The organism is Gordonia sp. HS-NH1, assembly GCF_001418765.1.
Taxonomy (GTDB): domain Bacteria; phylum Actinomycetota; class Actinomycetes; order Mycobacteriales; family Mycobacteriaceae; genus Gordonia.
The window spans coordinates 124,839-139,853 of record NZ_LIYC01000005.1; the positions used below are offsets into that span (position 1 = coordinate 124,839).

Sequence of the window (15,015 nt, forward strand, 5' to 3'; positions counted from 1 at the left end):
AATGCGACGCGGCACCGACATCCACCACAACGATCGCCGTCCGATTGCGACGAGTCACCCCACGATTGATGTCACTGGCCCCGAGTAGGTTCTCGGCGTAGGAATGGACGACCGAGACAGAACGTCAGGGAGGAGGTGCCGCGTTGGGCACGTTCACGAACGATCACTGGATCGACTCGTCCGGCGAAGGCTCCGATCGGTTCACTCGGATCATCGCCGAGTTGCAGGAGCAGTCGCTGATCCCACACTCGACATCCGGCGAATCAGCCAGAGCTCTCGCGTGGGAGTTGGTCGACCGGCGCGATCGGATCGCCGCCGAGTTGTGGGACTGCCGGACATCGGGAATCTCTGTGCCGGTTGGGAAGACGGCACTCCGCTTGGCATCCGGAGCGCTCTACGACGCCGAGCAAGCGGTGGTCGACGAACTCGTCTCGCGGATCCCGGCGAGAGCGGTTCATGAGCGGATGAACTCCGCCGCCTACCTGGCAGCGGATATCGACGCTGCGACAGCCGAGGCCGCAGTGCTCGACACACATGAATCCGTCGGTCGGGCAACGCAGCACGAGGCCACCGATACCGAACTGCTCGGCGATCCCGCCGACTACGCCGGAATCGACCCCATCGAGGACGTGGCGATTCCACCCCGGATCGAATGGACCGAAGCCGACCGCAAGGCCGTGCTCGACGAGGCCATCGGAACGTACGGAATCGCTGCCGGCGAGTGGTACTCGGTGGAATGGCCGCCGACGGAGGGCTCCCTGTGGGACCCCGGATACCTCGTCACCTCGGACTGGGAGCCATGCGACGAACACGCCGACGATCCGGACAGTGACGCAGCACTCGACTGTGTCCGATGCGAAGACTCGGTCACCACTGAGGTCGAAGCGATGGCCGTCTGGAAGTTCACGACCAGGTTGACTCACCACCGAATCGGGTTCGACAGCAACGGTTCTCTGATCGTCGATCGGGTGGCGGAGGAGATCGACCCGACATTCGAGGTACGCGAGATCACGCAGGACCCACGCCTGATCCGCATCGGCCTGCCACGCGGACATCGCTGACCTCGATCTGAGGATGACCTGTCGGTGCGTCGTGGTTGCATCATCGGATATTCGAAGGAGAAACAAATACACCCTTGACTCGAACATATATTCGAGTATCGTGGAGGTATGTCATCGGGGGCGGGGGCCGGGTCCACTACATCTGTGGACCCATCACAGGAGTCGGTCGAGCCGCGCTTTCGTCCCGACCATGAACTCTCCGCTGCCGAACTCGTCGAGGTCCTCAACCACTGCGCGGGTTTGGCGGCAGCGTCGGCGCATCGAATGATGGTCGTTGCCAGCCTCATTCACGACGAACGCGAGATGGACTACGCGCAGCGGCGCGCCGAGACGCACAGCGGCGAACTCGACTCCATCGAAGCCTTCGAGCACCTGTCCGCGCGGGTGGCCGCTGGTGAGAATCCCTACGAGCAGTTCGGGCCCAACGGTCTCGAACAGGCCATCGCCGAAGTCGGTGCCACCCTCACCGTGACGCCGGCCGAGGCGAAAGATCTCATCGAAGCCGGCGACGCACTGCGCTACCGACTCTCCTTCACCGGACACGCACTCGCGTGCGGTCGAATCGACAAGCGCCGCTTCCTCATCGCCCTCAAACGCACCGACCTCATCACCGACGACGAAGAGATGCAGACCGTCGACGCCCATCTCGCCGAGGCGATCTTCGCCCGCGCACCGATGTCCACGGCCCGGTTCACCGCCATGGTCGATTCCATCGTCGCCAAGTGGGCACCCGACGCGATCCGCCGACGCAAGGAGCGAGTGAAATCCGACCGCAAGGTGACCGTCACCCCCGACCGGTTCACACCCGGGCAGTCCCGGATCTCCGGCACGCTGCCCACTGCTGATTCCGCCGAGTTCGACGCCCGCCTGACGGCGATGGCCACCGCGGTCCACGCCGGTGACCCTCGAAAGTTGGCCAACCGCCGAGTCGATGCTCTGAAAGCGCTCGCGCGGGGCGAAGCTTCTATCGCGTGCGAATGCGACGACTGCCGACCTGCCGCAATGGACATTGAAGCCAACACCACCGGCGACGTCGACGCAGCGACAGTGGACACCGCCGACCACACGACTGAGGCACCCGCGCGCCACTCCGGGAACGATGACACCGACACCCCGGACAGCGACACGGTTGTCGCCGACCCTCCGGGTCCGGACGCGTCGCCGTCGTCATCGCCGGCGCCGCGCGCGACCTTTCACATCGTGGTCAACCTGTCGACCCTGATCGGTCTAGACAACGACCCCGCATTCCTCGACCGCCACGGCATCCTCGACGCCGACACCGCCCGGCAGCTGCTCGCCGAAGCCCGACGCACCTACATCCATCCCGCACCGAACCCCGCCGCGCCCGACGCGCCACCGGTATCGCCTCCCGAGGCGGACAGTTCGACAACGCGGTACACCCCGTCGAAGAAGCTCCAGGCCCTGGTGCGTGCCGGCGAACTGTGCTGCACCTTCCCCGGCTGCAACGCCCCGGTCTGGCAGATCGACCTCGACCACACCGAACCGTTCGACCACACCGACCCGCGGCGCGGCGGCCCGACCGATGCACGCAACCTCGCTAGTCGCTAACAACACCCCTTCCGGTGGCCGGATCAGGCTGCTTCGTGCCTCTGCTCGCAGTGTCTTCGTCGTCATCGACGGGCTTCACTGGAACTGCGCCGGAGAAACGGCCACCGGCCATGGGCGTATCGAAACGGGTCTGTCTCCGCCGTGAATGACGGATCGTTTGGTCAGGGCAGGGCAACCTATTTCGACGCCGATGGTTCCGGGCGCACCTATATGGCTGGTGTAGGTCCGGGGCGAGACGAAGTCGGAGCCCGGCGCCGGCACCGCGCGCGAGTGCGCCTTGAAAATAAAGTAGAGAATGTCCTCAAAAATATCGTCAGGCATCCTAATACGGTTCACCATCTTGCTAGCCGGACGAGTGCATCCGCGTGATACCAGCATGCGGATCCGTCATCCAGGCGAACAGGGATAGATCCCAAACGGTCGGGTTTGCCGATCACATAGCCAAACGCTGGCACCGCCGCTGCGTGCCGTGCGCGCACGATGACTTTGTCCCCGTAGCGCCAGCCGTCATGTCTCTCCGTGATGTCAGGAACCTCCCCTCAGTCCGTGTGTCGTTCCTGCCCGGTGGGCACTGCGGCAGGAACGACACACGGGGTGGCTACGCGCTGGTCGACAGATATGTCGTGTGGGTTCGCATGCATGCCGCGAGGCCTTCGGGGCCGAGTTCGCGCCCCAAACCGCTCGCTTTGATACCGCCGAATGGCGCAACCGGGTCGAGCATGTAGTAGTTGACACCTACCGTGCCAGATTCGATCTGCTCGGCGATCTGGATACCGTGAGCCTCATCTGCGGTCCACACGGTGCCGGCCAACCCGTATGCCGAATCGTTAGCGATCTGAACCGCCTGACCGACGTCGTCGTATGGCATCAGAGCGAGTACCGGTCCGAACACTTCTTCTTGCGCAAGGGGACTCGACGGATCAACATCCGAGAAGAGGGTGGGTTGTACATACCAACCACGATCGAGGTGGGCCGGCCGACCGCCGCCGGCAACAACGCGAGCGCCGTCGTCCTTGGCTCTTGCGATGTGTGCCTCCACCCGGTTGCGGTGCGCATCAGTGACCAGTGGCCCGACCTGTGTACTCGGATCAAGTGGATCGCCGATGACAGCACCATTCACGAGTCCGGCGAAGACCTCAAGCGACTCGTCGAACCTGTTGCGAGGGACAAGAATTCGGCCATTCAGCACACAGGTCTGACCGTTATTCAGTAACGTCGCCTGAAACAGTCCTTCGATGTTCGCAGTGAGGTCAGCATCGTCGAGGATGATCGCTGCCGACTTTCCCCCGAGCTCGAGGGTCACTGGGCGGAGTAACTCACCACAGGTCTTTGCGATTTGGCGGCCGACGGTGGTCGATCCGGTGAACGTGACCTTGTCGACGTCTCGGTGTGACACGAGGTAGGAGCCAGTGCTCGCCCGCCCGGGAACGATGTTGACGACTCCCGCGGGTATGTTCGCGGCGGCGACCGCTTCTGCGAAAACATAAGAGTCCAAGACTGTTTCCGGGCTGGGCTTCACCACCACGGTGCAGCCAGCGGCCAACGCAGGCGCCACCTTCAAGGCAGTGACCAGGTTTGGATAGTTCCATGGCACGATCGCGGCGACCACACCGACGGGGGACTGCCGAACAATGGCGCGGCCACCGAGTACGCCTGGACGTGTCTGCTCCAGTTCTGTGGTCCGAATGAGGTTGGCGTAATACCGGTACACGGTCGCGGGAAGCCCGGATTCGAGCGTTCCGGCGATGGCAATCGGCATCCCGTTTTGCGACGAGACCAATTCGGTGAGTTGCGGCGCGCGCGCCTCCAACTCGTCGGCAAGCCGCTCGATCGCCGCTGCGCGGTCGTCGGGGCTCCACGCCGACCAACCACGCGGATCGTCGAATGCACGTCGTGCCGCGGCAACCGCGGCGTCGACGTCGTCCTCATCTGCTGCTGGTGCGCGTCCGATGACTTCTTCGGTGGCCGCGGACAATATCTCGATGCGTTCGGGCGCGTGGGCTGGTGACAATGCGCCATCGATGAACAGTGCGTTCTGGTCGATCATGTGTTCCTCCGTGAGTGCTTGCATCTCAGTGGCTGTGCGTGATGATCCCGCGAATGTTCTTGCCATCGAACATGTCTTGATATCCCTGATTGATATCGCCGAGTTGGTACTCGGCGGTGACGGTCTCGTCGAGCTTGAGTTGGCCGTCTCGGTACAGTCGGAGCAGCCGGTGAATGTCGGCTCTCGGGTTAGCTTCGCCGAAAAGACTTCCAGCCAAACGCTTTTGGAAGAGTGTGAACATCATCAACGGGATAGTTGCAGTGTTCTCAGTTGCCGGGGCAATACCGGTGACAACACCCACACCGCCTTTTCGCACCAACTCCAGCGTCTGCCCGATCATTTCGCCGGCGACGACTCCGACTGTGAGAATCGCCGAGTCCGCCATTACACCGCGGGTGAGGTCGGCCACAAGCGCGGTGGCCTCCTCGAAGCTTGTGCAGAAATGCGTTGCCCCGAGTGGCATTACCTGCTGCCTCTTTGATTCGACAATGTCCACCGCGACGATATTCTCGGCGCCCGCTATCCGGGCGCCCTGGATCGCGCTGCCGCCAATGCCGCCGCAGCCGATGACGACGACGGTATCGCCCGGTTGGACCTTTGCGGTGTTCACCGCCGAGCCCCACCCCGTGGTTACTCCGCAACCAAGTAGACACGCTCGCTCAAGTGGTACGTCGTCGTCTACCTTCACCACGGACTCTTGGTGCACCGTGCCGTACTCAGCGAAAGTTCCCAGCAGCGATAGGGCGCCGAGATCCTTTCCGCGGGCGCGGCGACGGTAGCTGCCGTCGAGCATGGTGCCGGCAAGGATGAATGCGCCCATGTCGCAAAGATTCTGCTGTCCAGTCGAGCACCACCGGCACTGTCCGCATGCGGGAAGAAACGAACACACAACCTTGTCACCGGGCCGTAGGTTCTTGACTCCTGGACCGACTTCTTCAATGACACCTGCCCCCTCGTGGCCGCCGACGGTGGGGACGGCGATCGGCATGTCGCCGGTGCGAGCGTGATCGTCGGAGTGGCACAGCCCGCTCGCTTCGTAGCGGATGAGCACTTCGCCTTCCTGGGGCCCGTCGAGCTCGACTTCTTCGACACTCCAATCCTGGCCGGGACCCCAGAGAACTGCGGCTTGCATTTTCATTACTTGCTCCAATCAATGAAAGAATTCGGGCGATCGCCCATCGTGGATAGTGTGCTGCGTCACACACGCGCGAAGCGTGGATCGCAACGCCACGTGCTTGAACAGGAGCGCCATTTGCGGGCGGACCAATTCGTCGCGTTCGGCTAGTGGCTGTTCACCGGTTGCTTGTCATCGACCGGCGCGTCGGGCGCAGATCGCCGCCGCCGTAGTTCCCGCCACACTGTCCAAAGGAGCAGGAAGACTCCAAGGATCGTCAGAATGGTGGGCAACCAGGTGCTCATGATCGTGAGCATGAGTCCGCTCTTGTGTGCGGTCTTGGCCGCGCTCGCCACCGACTGGTCAGTCGTCTTCACGTTCAGTTGCAACACGGGCAATAGTTCGATCTGTTTCCCGCCGAGATCGGCATACGCGGTTACCGTGCGGTCGATCGCGACCGATAGCGGTGCCCCGAGTTGCTTGTCGACCTGCAGGTCATAGTTCGTGGTCGCCATGTAGGACAGCGGTATCGCAGGAGGGATCGGACCTGCCTGCTTTATCGCTTCCTGGCTGGCGGTAGGGAGGCTTGGCATCAACTGTGCGGCAATAGCACTGGGTAGCGCAGGCGGGAGCGTCTTCAGCAGCGACGGGCTCTTCACTGCACCTGTCCCGGTCGAGTTGTACTCATACACGTTGCGGCCATGTACTTTTGCCGCGGCTCGGTAGTTCAATGGGAATGCCTGCTGCGTCGCGTTGTCATTCAAGCGATACGAGCTGCCAGATCCTTTAGGGCCGATCGGCAGCGTGACGGTGTAACCGTCCGTGTGCTCGACCTGCTGTCCGTTCGGCGGATCCGTCGGCAGCATGTTGGTCCGGTTGATCGAATACGTATGGTCGTCAGTCAACGTCTGCGTCGCGACCTGGACCGTCGAATTGTCGGTGACCACAACGGTGTTTCCAGAGGTCTTTACCGCCTTGACTGTTCGATCCATTGTCACCGGAGCGTTGCTGATGAACGCGTGCGCGACATCGCCGCGGCCGAGCGCTTGCGCATCGAGCAAGTTTGCGACACCCGAATAGTGTTGAGTTGTATTTAGTTTTCGACGGAAATTTGGTAGCACTCGGCACGACGACAAACCAGATGGCCAGGGCCAGGGCAATGAGCAAGACGCCGACTGCCGACCAGACCTTCGAAGAGAGTTTCATGATTCCTCCTCGATCGGGGGCCTTCCCCAATCAAGTCAGAGTGTTCTGCCTCACAGTCGTAGGTGCGTGAACCCTAGTGCCATGCGATTGGACTGCAACGCCGTTGCCCACAACCTCGCCTTCGCGGCCCTCGTCGTCTTGTCGACATAGTGCGCGGTGATCAGTTGGCGACATGCCGAACTGGTGCTTGAAAGTTCGGGTGAAGTGGCTCGAGTCCGAGTACCCCCAGCGCGACGCGATCGCCGTGATCGAATGGTGAGTGCACTCAAGCTCGCGCCGGGCACGCATCAATCGCCGCAATCGCACAACTGAGCCGAGAGTATCCCCGGTTTCGGCAAACATCCGATGGACGGTGCGGACTGAGACCGCGTGTGCCGCTGCCACTGACGCAGGAGTGATCACTGTGTCCGGAAGATGATGGTCGATCCAGTCTTCAATCGCTGGTCGCAAAGCCATCGACGGTGCCGGACCTCCCCCGCCGTCGCTCGGGTGCAGCGAACCGACGAGAAGCTCTAGCGCGGCATTGCGGACGGTGCATACCGCCGTAGAACCCAGATCCTCGCCGGCTACGAGCAGCGATTCCAGGAAATGGTCCAGCAACTCGGTCGCCGGTGATCGTCGCCTAACGATCAGACCAGACTCGACCAATCGGCTGGAGCCCACTGCGGTCAGTAAGCCAGTAGGGACCACCATTAATCGCTTTTCGACGAGATTGCCCACCGTAAATCGGGCGGGTCGCTCGCAGTTCCACAAGAGCAGGTCACCTTTCCGCAGCAGAGTCGTCGAATCGTCCTGTCCGATCAATTCGGTGCCAGAACGGACCAGGAGTGCAGTCATGAGAGCACCATCCGACTCGGCGGCCTGCCGGCTTGTGCGTGCAGCCGACAGAGGGCCACACTGCATATTGACCACCGCCAGCTCGCGATAAGTCCGCTTTTGCATGCCAAGGTCGATACCGCGAGTTGGGTCGGCCGGTGGGACGCGTACCGCGAGGGCAACATTGATGCCGGCCATCGCCTGCTCGAGCTGTGATGCACGGTCCAGAACCGAGACACGGTCCGATACCTGGCCCGCTGCCGGTACTCCGTGGACGGGCCTAGTGGCACTCGATTGCATCGGATTCTCCTGCCTTAGAGGGATCTACTGATGAGTTCCTTCATGATCTCGCTGGTGCCGCCGTAGATCTTCTGGACCCGCGCATCGGCGTACATCCGGGCGATCGGGTATTCCATGATGTAGCCGTAGCCGCCGAAGATCTGCAGGCAGCGATCGGTGACCTCGATCTGCTTCTCGGTGCCCCACAGCTTCGCGATCGACGCGGTCGCCGGGTCGAGCGTCCCGTCGATCGCCCGCCCGATGCAGTGATCGATCAGCGTCTTGCCGGCCAGCACCTCCGCCTTGCATTCGGCCAGAACGTATTTCGTGTTCTGAAAGGACAGCAGCGGTTTACCGAACGCCTCGCGCTGCTTCGCGTAGGCGACCGCCTCGATCACCGCGGCCTCGGCGGCGGCCACCGCGCCCAGCCCGATGGCCAGACGCTCCCGGTGCAGCTGGCTCATCAGCTGGATGAAGCCCTGCCCCTCGACGCCGCCCAGCAGGTTCGCGGCCGGCACCCGCATGTCGGTGAACGACAGCTCCCGGGTGTCCTGACCGTGCTGGCCCATCTTCTGCAGCACCCGGCCCCGCTCGAATCCTTCGAGCCCGTCGACCTCGGCCACCAGCAGCGAGATGCCCTTGGCGCCCTGGGACGGATCGGTCTTGCAGACGATGACGAGCAGATCGCAGTGGGTTCCGTTGGAGATGAACGTCTTCGAGCCGTTGACGACGTAGTGGTCGCCGTCGAGGCGTGCGGTGGTGCGCACCGACTGCAGGTCCGATCCGGTGCCGGGTTCGGTCATCGCGATCGCCAGCACGCTCTCGCCCGTGGCGCAGGTCGGCAGCCACCGCTGCTTCTGCTCCTCGGTCGCGTAGGAGAGCAGATAATGCGCGACGATCGTGGAGTGCACAGCGATCGCCAGCGCGCTGTCGTGGGCGAAGGCCAGCTCCTGCAGCACCACCGCCTCGTGGCCGAAATCGCCTCCGCCGCCACCGTATTCCTCGGGCACATCGGTCAGCAGCAGGCCGGTGGCGCCGGCCTTGGTCCACACGTCTCGATCGACCTGATGCTGCTGCGCGAACCGTTCCTCGTGCGGCGTCAGCTCTTTGGCGAAGAAGTCACGCGCCAGATTGCGCAGCGCGGCGTGCTCGTCGGTCTCCCACGGGGAGCGGTAGTCGGGAAAGAGTGTGCTCATTGCGTTCTACTTTCAGTGAGATGCAAGTACGCTCCCGGCTCCACGTGTGCGTTGCGGACAGTGGTGTGTCCGATAGTGACAGCCAGGACCGGGCAGTCGACGGATGCTGTCACAGCGCCATCACGACCGCGCAGCGTAGACGTCCGCATGATTCACGCGCATAACCTTCTTGTCGAGCTTGCCGACGCTGGTGCGTGGCAACGATTCCAGACGGATAATGACGTCGGGCAGCTGCCATTTGGCGAACTGGCTGTCGAGTAGCGCGTGGATCTCGGCCAGCGGCAGGTCGGCGCCGTCCTTGGTGGCGACCAACACCACGGGCCGTTCCTGCCATTTGGGATGTGGCACGCCGATCACTGCCGCCTCAACGACATTCGGGTGTGCGACGATCGCGTTCTCCATGTCGATCGAGCTGATCCATTCGCCGCCGCTCTTAATGACATCCTTGATGCGGTCAGTAACCTTGAGATAGCCGTACTCGTCGATGGTGCCGACATCGCCGCTACGCCAATAGCCTTCGAAGAACCGCGAGTCGTTGTCGTCGAGGTCGTAATAGCTCTCGACGATCCACGGCCCGCGCACCAGGATCTCGCCGGCGGATGCCCCGTCGTGCGGCAGGTCGACACCGCCAGCGTCGACGATCCGGATATCAACACCGGTCATCGGAAGTCCCTGGTAACGCTTGTGATTCCACTGTTGCTCGTCAGATAGCCCCCTCAGCGATGGCTTGATACCCCGATTGGTGGTGACCAATGGTGTCGTCTCAGTGGCACCGTATCCCTGGACGATGTCCGCCCCGGTCAGGTCGTGGAATCCGCGCATCATCGTCAGTGGCGGCTCAGTGGCGCCAGACAACAGCCGGGTCCTGCCGAAATCGGGTTTCGTGGTCAGGGTTTCGATATATCGGAGCATCGGCTCGAAGATGGCGGGCGCACCGTTGGCAACGGTGACGTCCTCGGCGATCATCGCGTCCACCAAGGTGGATGTCTCCTCCGCGGCGTAGCGACCGGGGAGCACGAACCGCGTGGCCGCGAACACGCCGGCCTGCGGCAGACCCCAGCAGTTGCCATGGAACATCGGGGTGATCAGCATGATCGTGTCGTCGACCGTCAGAGACAATCCCTGCGCCTCCGAGACCGAATGCAGGTAGATCCCGCGGTGAGAGTAGTAGATACCCTTGGGCTTGCCGGTGGTGCCGGTCGTGTAACAGGCGCTGTAGGCGGAGGTTTCGTCGATCATCGGGAAGTCGATGTCCTCGGACGCATCGTCCATCAGCTCCTCGAACGACACCGCATTCGGCAGCGTGGTGGCCACCTCCGACAGCGGCTTGTCGGTCATCACGACCCAGGTCTGCACGCCGACGCCGGCCGCGGCGAGCGCTTCGGCGACCGGGAGCAGTGTCTCGTCCACGAAGATCACCTTGGCGTGACTGTGGTCGGTGACGAACGCGAGATCGTCGGTTGCCAGCCGTAGATTCATCTGCAGCATCACCGATCCCAATGCTGGTATCGCCCAATACAGTTCGAAATGCCGTTTACTGTTCCAGTCGATCACCCCGACGACGTCCGCCGGGCCGACGCCGAGGCCACGCAAGGCGTTGCCCAGCCGGCGCACCCGCCGATAGCAGTCCGCGTAGGTGTAGCGGCCCCAGCCGCCATCGGTGGTGCGGTAGACGATCTCCTGCTCCGGGTAGGTGCGTGCGGCATGCCGGATCAGTGTGTCGGTGTTGAGCTGGTAGTGGTCGCCATGCGTGGACGGCAGGCCATGAACGATGTCGTGCACCGCGCCTCCTACTATGAATGTGATGATCGAACTATACATTCGTACTGTATAGTCTGCAAGAACTCGAAAATGAGTTCACTTGTATAGTGGTTGATATGGGGAGACGACATGGGCAGTGGTGAACCACTCGAACGTGACCTGACCACAAAGGCGCGGATCCGCAACGCCGCGCTGGAACTCTTTGCTGCCGAGGGGGTTACCGCCATATCAATGCGGGCCGTTGCTGCGCACGCGGGCGTTGCCGTCGGGCTGGTTCAACACCATTTCAAAACCAAAGACGGGCTGCGATCAGCCGTCGAGCAGTACATCGTCGACCGTCATGCCGCCGCCATCGACTCCATACGCGGCGACGGCAATCCCGAGCAAGTGGCAACCGGCCGAAACAACGCAGTACGCCAGATGTACGACGAGCACCCAGCGCTGGTCGACTATATGCGTCGCGCGCTCCTCGATCCCGGCGATGACAATCATCTTCTCGAGCGTCTCACCGAGCTTGCGCGCGAGCAGGTCGTCCAAATGCGAGCATCTGGCAGCGCCTCGACTAACCGAACGATCCCCGACCAGGTCGTCCGCATGATGGTCAGGCAACTGGGGCACCTATTCCTGCAACCAATGATCGACGCCATGTGGGCTCAGCTTGATACGGCAGAAATGCGCAAGCCGCAGCTGGTCGTGCACGCATACGCAGATGACAGGGAATCCCGCGCGCTCAGCACGGACGCTTCCTAGTAGCCGGACGATCTGGCCACATTCCCCGGCTCCTCGGTCGACCGCGAACCTCGCACGACTCTCGCTGGAAATGGAACGACGCCCTTGAACTACATTTCCGCTGTTCACGGGGCATTGTCAACGTGGTGCGCCCGAGAGGATTCGAACTCCTAACCTTCTGATCCGTACTCGTCCGCAGGCCCCATCCGGTCCACATTTGTGCCGAATCGCTTGCGGTAGTTTCGTCCGCCTTGTTCCGAAAATGTCTAAATGCAGTCCGACTCGGTTGGCTCCCATTTTGGCTCCTCGATCACCGATGTCCGTCGATCCGATATCTGGCTGCTTGACTCGCCGGCAGCCGGGGTCAATGGTGGCCGGTGGTCATCCCGCTGGGACGCGAAGCGTCGTTGACGCTGGCTGGCGGCGAATACATGGTGTCGAATCGGGTCGGTCTCCGCTGCGAGTAACGGATCACTTGGTCGGGGCAGGGCAACCTGGTTTCGACGCCGATGGATCCGGACCTATGTGGCTGGTGTCGGCCCGGGGCGAGACGAAGTCGGAGCCCCGGCGCCGGCACCGCGCGCGAAGCGCGCCTTGATAGCAGTAGAGAAAGTTTGAACACGCCGCTGACTTGGTGGTCTCCACGTGGATAGGGGTCGGGGCGGCCGCACGGCGGGCGTAGCGGGAGCGAGTGGCGCGGACGGGAGCGCAGCGGACGGGAGCAGAACGAGCGGAGGCGGAGCCGCTGTTAGGAACTCTGGTTAAGGATGCTGATGATGTGGTCGGAGTTGGACGCTAGGTAGTCGAGCGCGGCGGTTCCTTTGTCCGCGGTTGCTGCCGAGGGGCGCCCGATGACGCCGGAGTTGGAGTAGGCGTGCATGCCGAGGGTTGCGAGGTGGCGCCGGTCGGACACCTCGTGATCATCGTTCTGCCAGCCGTCGCGCAGGTACTGGGGTGTGGTGGCGAGCAGGATGGATGTTTCGAGTTCGCCGGCGTGCATGTCGTCGTGGCTGTTCGTGATCATCTCTGCTGCTGTGCGTGCTTGATCCCAGTCGTCGCGGCTGGGGTAAAGCGCGGTCGTGGGCGCGCTGGTGGTGGCTTGCTGAACGATGTTGGACAGCACGTAGTTGCCGCCGTGTGCATTGACGATCAGCAGGCGGCTGATTCCCTGGGCGTTAAGTGATGCGGTGATGTCGGCGATCACCGCTGTAAGGGTCGCTGCGCTAAGACTGACGGTACCGGGAAACGCGATGTGCTCGTGTGAGCAGGAGAAGGTGATCGGCGGTAACTGAAAGAGGTTGTGGCGCAGGCAGACCGCTTCCGCGATGGCGGTGGCGATGAGAGTGTCGGTGACCAGTGGCAGATGTGGGCCGTGTTGTTCGAGCGCGCCGACCGGGAGCACTGCGATCGCAGCGCGGGCAGCGTCGTCGGTGCTGGTGGTGGTTGGCAAAACGGTCATGTGGCGGCTCCTTCGCTCAAAACGGTGGTGATATGTCGCCGGATGGCTGTGGCGATCGAGGTTTGGCATGAACCAGGCCGGGCGATCGCCGCAGTCGCGAGGACGCCGCGCAGGGAGTTGCGGGCCCGTGCTGATGGCGCACCACTGTAGGCGGCCAGCGTTGTCTCGTATTCAGTGTGGGCACCGGTGTAGTCCCCGGCGAGGCAGAGCGCATGTAGATAGCGTGCCCGGGCGACGGCGTGGTCGCGTGCTTGACCGGGATTGCGCCATTGCGCGACATGGTCGGCCAGCAGTGTCATCGCGGTGGCCGCGTCCCCGAGGAGCAGATGGGCGTATGCCATCTCGCTGTCGATATAGGACCGGTCGACGTAGCCGACCAGCTTGTGTGGTGTCGCGTCGACATAATCATCCGCGCGGGCTTGGTGGTCGGCGACGGCATGCTGATCACCCATGTGTGCGGCAGCGAGCGCTGACTGGCGGGCGAGGATGGCATGTAGACGGGATTCGGCCTCGCGTGCCGCGAGGTCATGGGCCTTCTGTGCGTACATGCCCGCCAGCTGCGGATTGCTTACGGTCAATGTGTTCGACAGACGCATCGTGACCATCGCGTGCAGCGCAGGGTCGCCGGACATTTCGGCGTACATCTTGGCCTGATCGGTCCTCATGACCGCCTCGGTGGTGTGCCCGGATTCCTGCAGGGTCCAACCCTGCAGCTCCATCAGCCGGGCAACCAAATGGATCAACGTTGAACGGTGCTGCTCTGGGGCGATTTTCAGGAAGTCGAGCGCCATCGCCACATCGTCGCTGAGCTGGCGAATGGCCCAGTACGGGCCGAAGGTGTGTTCGGTACGCACCGTCACCGACCGCCGATCCTCCAACAACGCCAGTGTTTCTGGGGTGACACGCGCTTCCAGGATTAGTGGCCGCGGCAGCTGTGAATCGGTGGGGAGGCCGAACAATTCCTCGACGCTAGTTTCGAACACTTCCGCCAGCATCTCTCGTGTCGCCGGCGACGGATTGACAACATCATTCTCCCACCGCGAAATCTGCGATTTGTACGATTCGACGTCGGCGATCAGTCCCCGGTCTTCGCTGACCCTGGCGATATGCCGTGCCAGCGTCTTCTGCGACCACTTACGCCGGGCGCGTGCAGCGCGAATCGCCTGACCCGGCGTCATCGGCTGCAGATTCGGAAGCGGCGCTGTCATCGCTTTCCGATTGTGCCCGATCACCAGCGGTCGATGGTGTCATCGCGTGTCCGAATGTTGACCCCTGCTAACCCCTGTCAATTTTCTGCGGCGCCGGCGACGGCTGTGCTGAACAGGTGGCCGAACACGCGGCCACCAGCACAGAAGGCAGGAACATCATGCGTTTGAAGATCGATACCGCAACCACGCGGCACCTCGTCACCAAAGAGCCGGAGCCGAAGACGAATTTCGACACCGGCGGCGCCAAACTCGACCCGGTCACGGGTCTGGCCCAGTACGGCGTGCAGCTGCTCGCCCTGGACGAGTCCGGCGGCGAGATCATCACCGTGACCGTGGCCGGTGACCCGAAACTGACTGTCACGCAGCAGGTGACCGTCACCGGGCTGGTAGCGATTCCATGGAGTCAGGGCGACCGCTCGGGTGTCGCGTTCCGCGCCGACTCGATCGTCCCTGCCGACACCGCTACCGCGGGGCGGCAGAAGTAACCCGCTCGGCCAGGACGATCCCGCGAGTGATCGCCCTGGCCCGCCGGCCCGCCGAGTCGTTACCGACCGGCCATCAAACTCAGCC

At 62.8% G+C, this 15,015-nt stretch carries 13 protein-coding genes; 4 read left to right on the top strand and 9 right to left on the bottom strand.

Going from position 1 to position 15,015, the window contains the following annotated elements; all coding sequences use genetic code 11:
- The first annotated feature begins 143 nt into the window (after positions 1 to 143).
- Positions 144 to 1,061, top strand: a complete 918-nt coding sequence (locus tag AMD30_RS06235) for a hypothetical protein (protein ID WP_055475058.1) — start codon at positions 144 to 146, stop codon at positions 1,059 to 1,061.
- A 108-nt stretch (positions 1,062 to 1,169) separates the two neighbouring features.
- A complete protein-coding gene (locus AMD30_RS06240) occupies positions 1,170 to 2,630 on the top strand; it encodes a DUF222 domain-containing protein (RefSeq protein WP_240198504.1) in 1,461 nt (486 codons plus the stop codon).
- A 75-nt stretch (positions 2,631 to 2,705) separates the two neighbouring features.
- Here AMD30_RS06240 and AMD30_RS24975 read toward each other — a convergent pair whose 3' ends face one another.
- The 7 genes from AMD30_RS24975 to AMD30_RS06265 form a co-directional block, all read right to left on the bottom strand.
- Positions 2,706 to 2,951, bottom strand: a complete 246-nt coding sequence (locus tag AMD30_RS24975) for a hypothetical protein (protein ID WP_137809920.1) — start codon at positions 2,949 to 2,951, stop codon at positions 2,706 to 2,708.
- Between the two features lie 277 nt (positions 2,952 to 3,228).
- Positions 3,229 to 4,677, bottom strand: coding sequence for an aldehyde dehydrogenase (locus AMD30_RS06245; protein ID WP_137809919.1), 1,449 nt, complete (start codon positions 4,675 to 4,677; stop codon positions 3,229 to 3,231).
- Between the two features lie 25 nt (positions 4,678 to 4,702).
- Positions 4,703 to 5,815, bottom strand: a complete 1,113-nt coding sequence (locus AMD30_RS06250; protein WP_055475060.1) for an NDMA-dependent alcohol dehydrogenase — start codon at positions 5,813 to 5,815, stop codon at positions 4,703 to 4,705.
- Between the two features lie 143 nt (positions 5,816 to 5,958).
- Positions 5,959 to 6,912 carry a porin PorA family protein gene (locus AMD30_RS24460; protein WP_269432752.1) on the bottom strand — a complete coding sequence of 318 codons (954 nt, stop codon included), beginning with the start codon at positions 6,910 to 6,912 and terminating at the stop codon, positions 5,959 to 5,961.
- A 115-nt stretch (positions 6,913 to 7,027) separates the two neighbouring features.
- The gene (locus AMD30_RS24465) at positions 7,028 to 8,011 is read right to left on the bottom strand and encodes a helix-turn-helix domain-containing protein (protein WP_165630250.1); all 984 of its coding nucleotides are present in this window, start codon (positions 8,009 to 8,011) and stop codon (positions 7,028 to 7,030) included.
- A 116-nt stretch (positions 8,012 to 8,127) separates the two neighbouring features.
- Positions 8,128 to 9,288: an acyl-CoA dehydrogenase family protein gene (locus tag AMD30_RS06260; protein ID WP_055475062.1), complete on the bottom strand. Its 1,161-nt coding sequence runs from the start codon at positions 9,286 to 9,288 to the stop codon at positions 8,128 to 8,130.
- A gap of 120 nt (positions 9,289 to 9,408) precedes the next feature.
- Positions 9,409 to 11,070: a long-chain-fatty-acid--CoA ligase gene (locus AMD30_RS06265; protein WP_223258868.1), complete on the bottom strand. Its 1,662-nt coding sequence runs from the start codon at positions 11,068 to 11,070 to the stop codon at positions 9,409 to 9,411.
- A gap of 108 nt (positions 11,071 to 11,178) precedes the next feature.
- On the opposite strand from AMD30_RS06265, the gene AMD30_RS06270 reads away from it, so the two are divergent.
- Positions 11,179 to 11,799, top strand: coding sequence for a TetR/AcrR family transcriptional regulator (locus AMD30_RS06270; protein ID WP_055475064.1), 621 nt, complete (start codon positions 11,179 to 11,181; stop codon positions 11,797 to 11,799).
- A gap of 727 nt (positions 11,800 to 12,526) precedes the next feature.
- Here AMD30_RS06270 and AMD30_RS06275 read toward each other — a convergent pair.
- Both AMD30_RS06275 and AMD30_RS06280 read right to left on the bottom strand, forming a co-directional pair.
- Positions 12,527 to 13,237: a creatininase family protein gene (locus tag AMD30_RS06275; RefSeq protein WP_055475065.1), complete on the bottom strand. Its 711-nt coding sequence runs from the start codon at positions 13,235 to 13,237 to the stop codon at positions 12,527 to 12,529.
- Positions 13,234 to 14,445 carry a helix-turn-helix domain-containing protein gene (locus tag AMD30_RS06280; RefSeq protein ID WP_055475066.1) on the bottom strand — a complete coding sequence of 404 codons (1,212 nt, stop codon included), beginning with the start codon at positions 14,443 to 14,445 and terminating at the stop codon, positions 13,234 to 13,236. Before AMD30_RS06280 ends, AMD30_RS06275 begins: the two co-directional genes overlap by 4 nt.
- A 158-nt stretch (positions 14,446 to 14,603) precedes the next feature.
- On the opposite strand from AMD30_RS06280, the gene AMD30_RS06285 reads away from it, so the two are divergent.
- On the top strand, positions 14,604 to 14,930 hold the full coding sequence (locus AMD30_RS06285; RefSeq protein WP_055475117.1) for a hypothetical protein: 327 nt from the start codon (positions 14,604 to 14,606) through the stop codon (positions 14,928 to 14,930).
- Positions 14,931 to 15,015: the final 85 nt, after the last annotated feature.

Excerpts from the sequence above, each read along its gene's own strand:
- AMD30_RS06275 (WP_055475065.1), bottom strand. The coding sequence starts at position 13,237 with ATGACCGTTTTGCCAACCACCACCAGCACCGACGACGCTGCCCGCGCT.
- AMD30_RS24975 (WP_137809920.1), bottom strand. The coding sequence starts at position 2,951 with ATGCCTGACGATATTTTTGAGGACATTCTCTACTTTATTTTCAAGGCG.
- AMD30_RS06245 (WP_137809919.1), bottom strand. The coding sequence starts at position 4,677 with ATGATCGACCAGAACGCACTGTTCATCGATGGCGCATTGTCACCAGCC.
- AMD30_RS06270 (WP_055475064.1), top strand. The coding sequence starts at position 11,179 with ATGGGCAGTGGTGAACCACTCGAACGTGACCTGACCACAAAGGCGCGG.
- AMD30_RS06250 (WP_055475060.1), bottom strand. The coding sequence starts at position 5,815 with ATGAAAATGCAAGCCGCAGTTCTCTGGGGTCCCGGCCAGGATTGGAGT.
- AMD30_RS06285 (WP_055475117.1), top strand. The coding sequence starts at position 14,604 with ATGCGTTTGAAGATCGATACCGCAACCACGCGGCACCTCGTCACCAAA.
- AMD30_RS06260 (WP_055475062.1), bottom strand. The coding sequence starts at position 9,288 with ATGAGCACACTCTTTCCCGACTACCGCTCCCCGTGGGAGACCGACGAG.
- AMD30_RS06240 (WP_240198504.1), top strand. The coding sequence starts at position 1,170 with ATGTCATCGGGGGCGGGGGCCGGGTCCACTACATCTGTGGACCCATCA.
- AMD30_RS24465 (WP_165630250.1), bottom strand. The coding sequence starts at position 8,011 with ATGGCCGGCATCAATGTTGCCCTCGCGGTACGCGTCCCACCGGCCGAC.
- AMD30_RS06280 (WP_055475066.1), bottom strand. The coding sequence starts at position 14,445 with ATGACAGCGCCGCTTCCGAATCTGCAGCCGATGACGCCGGGTCAGGCG.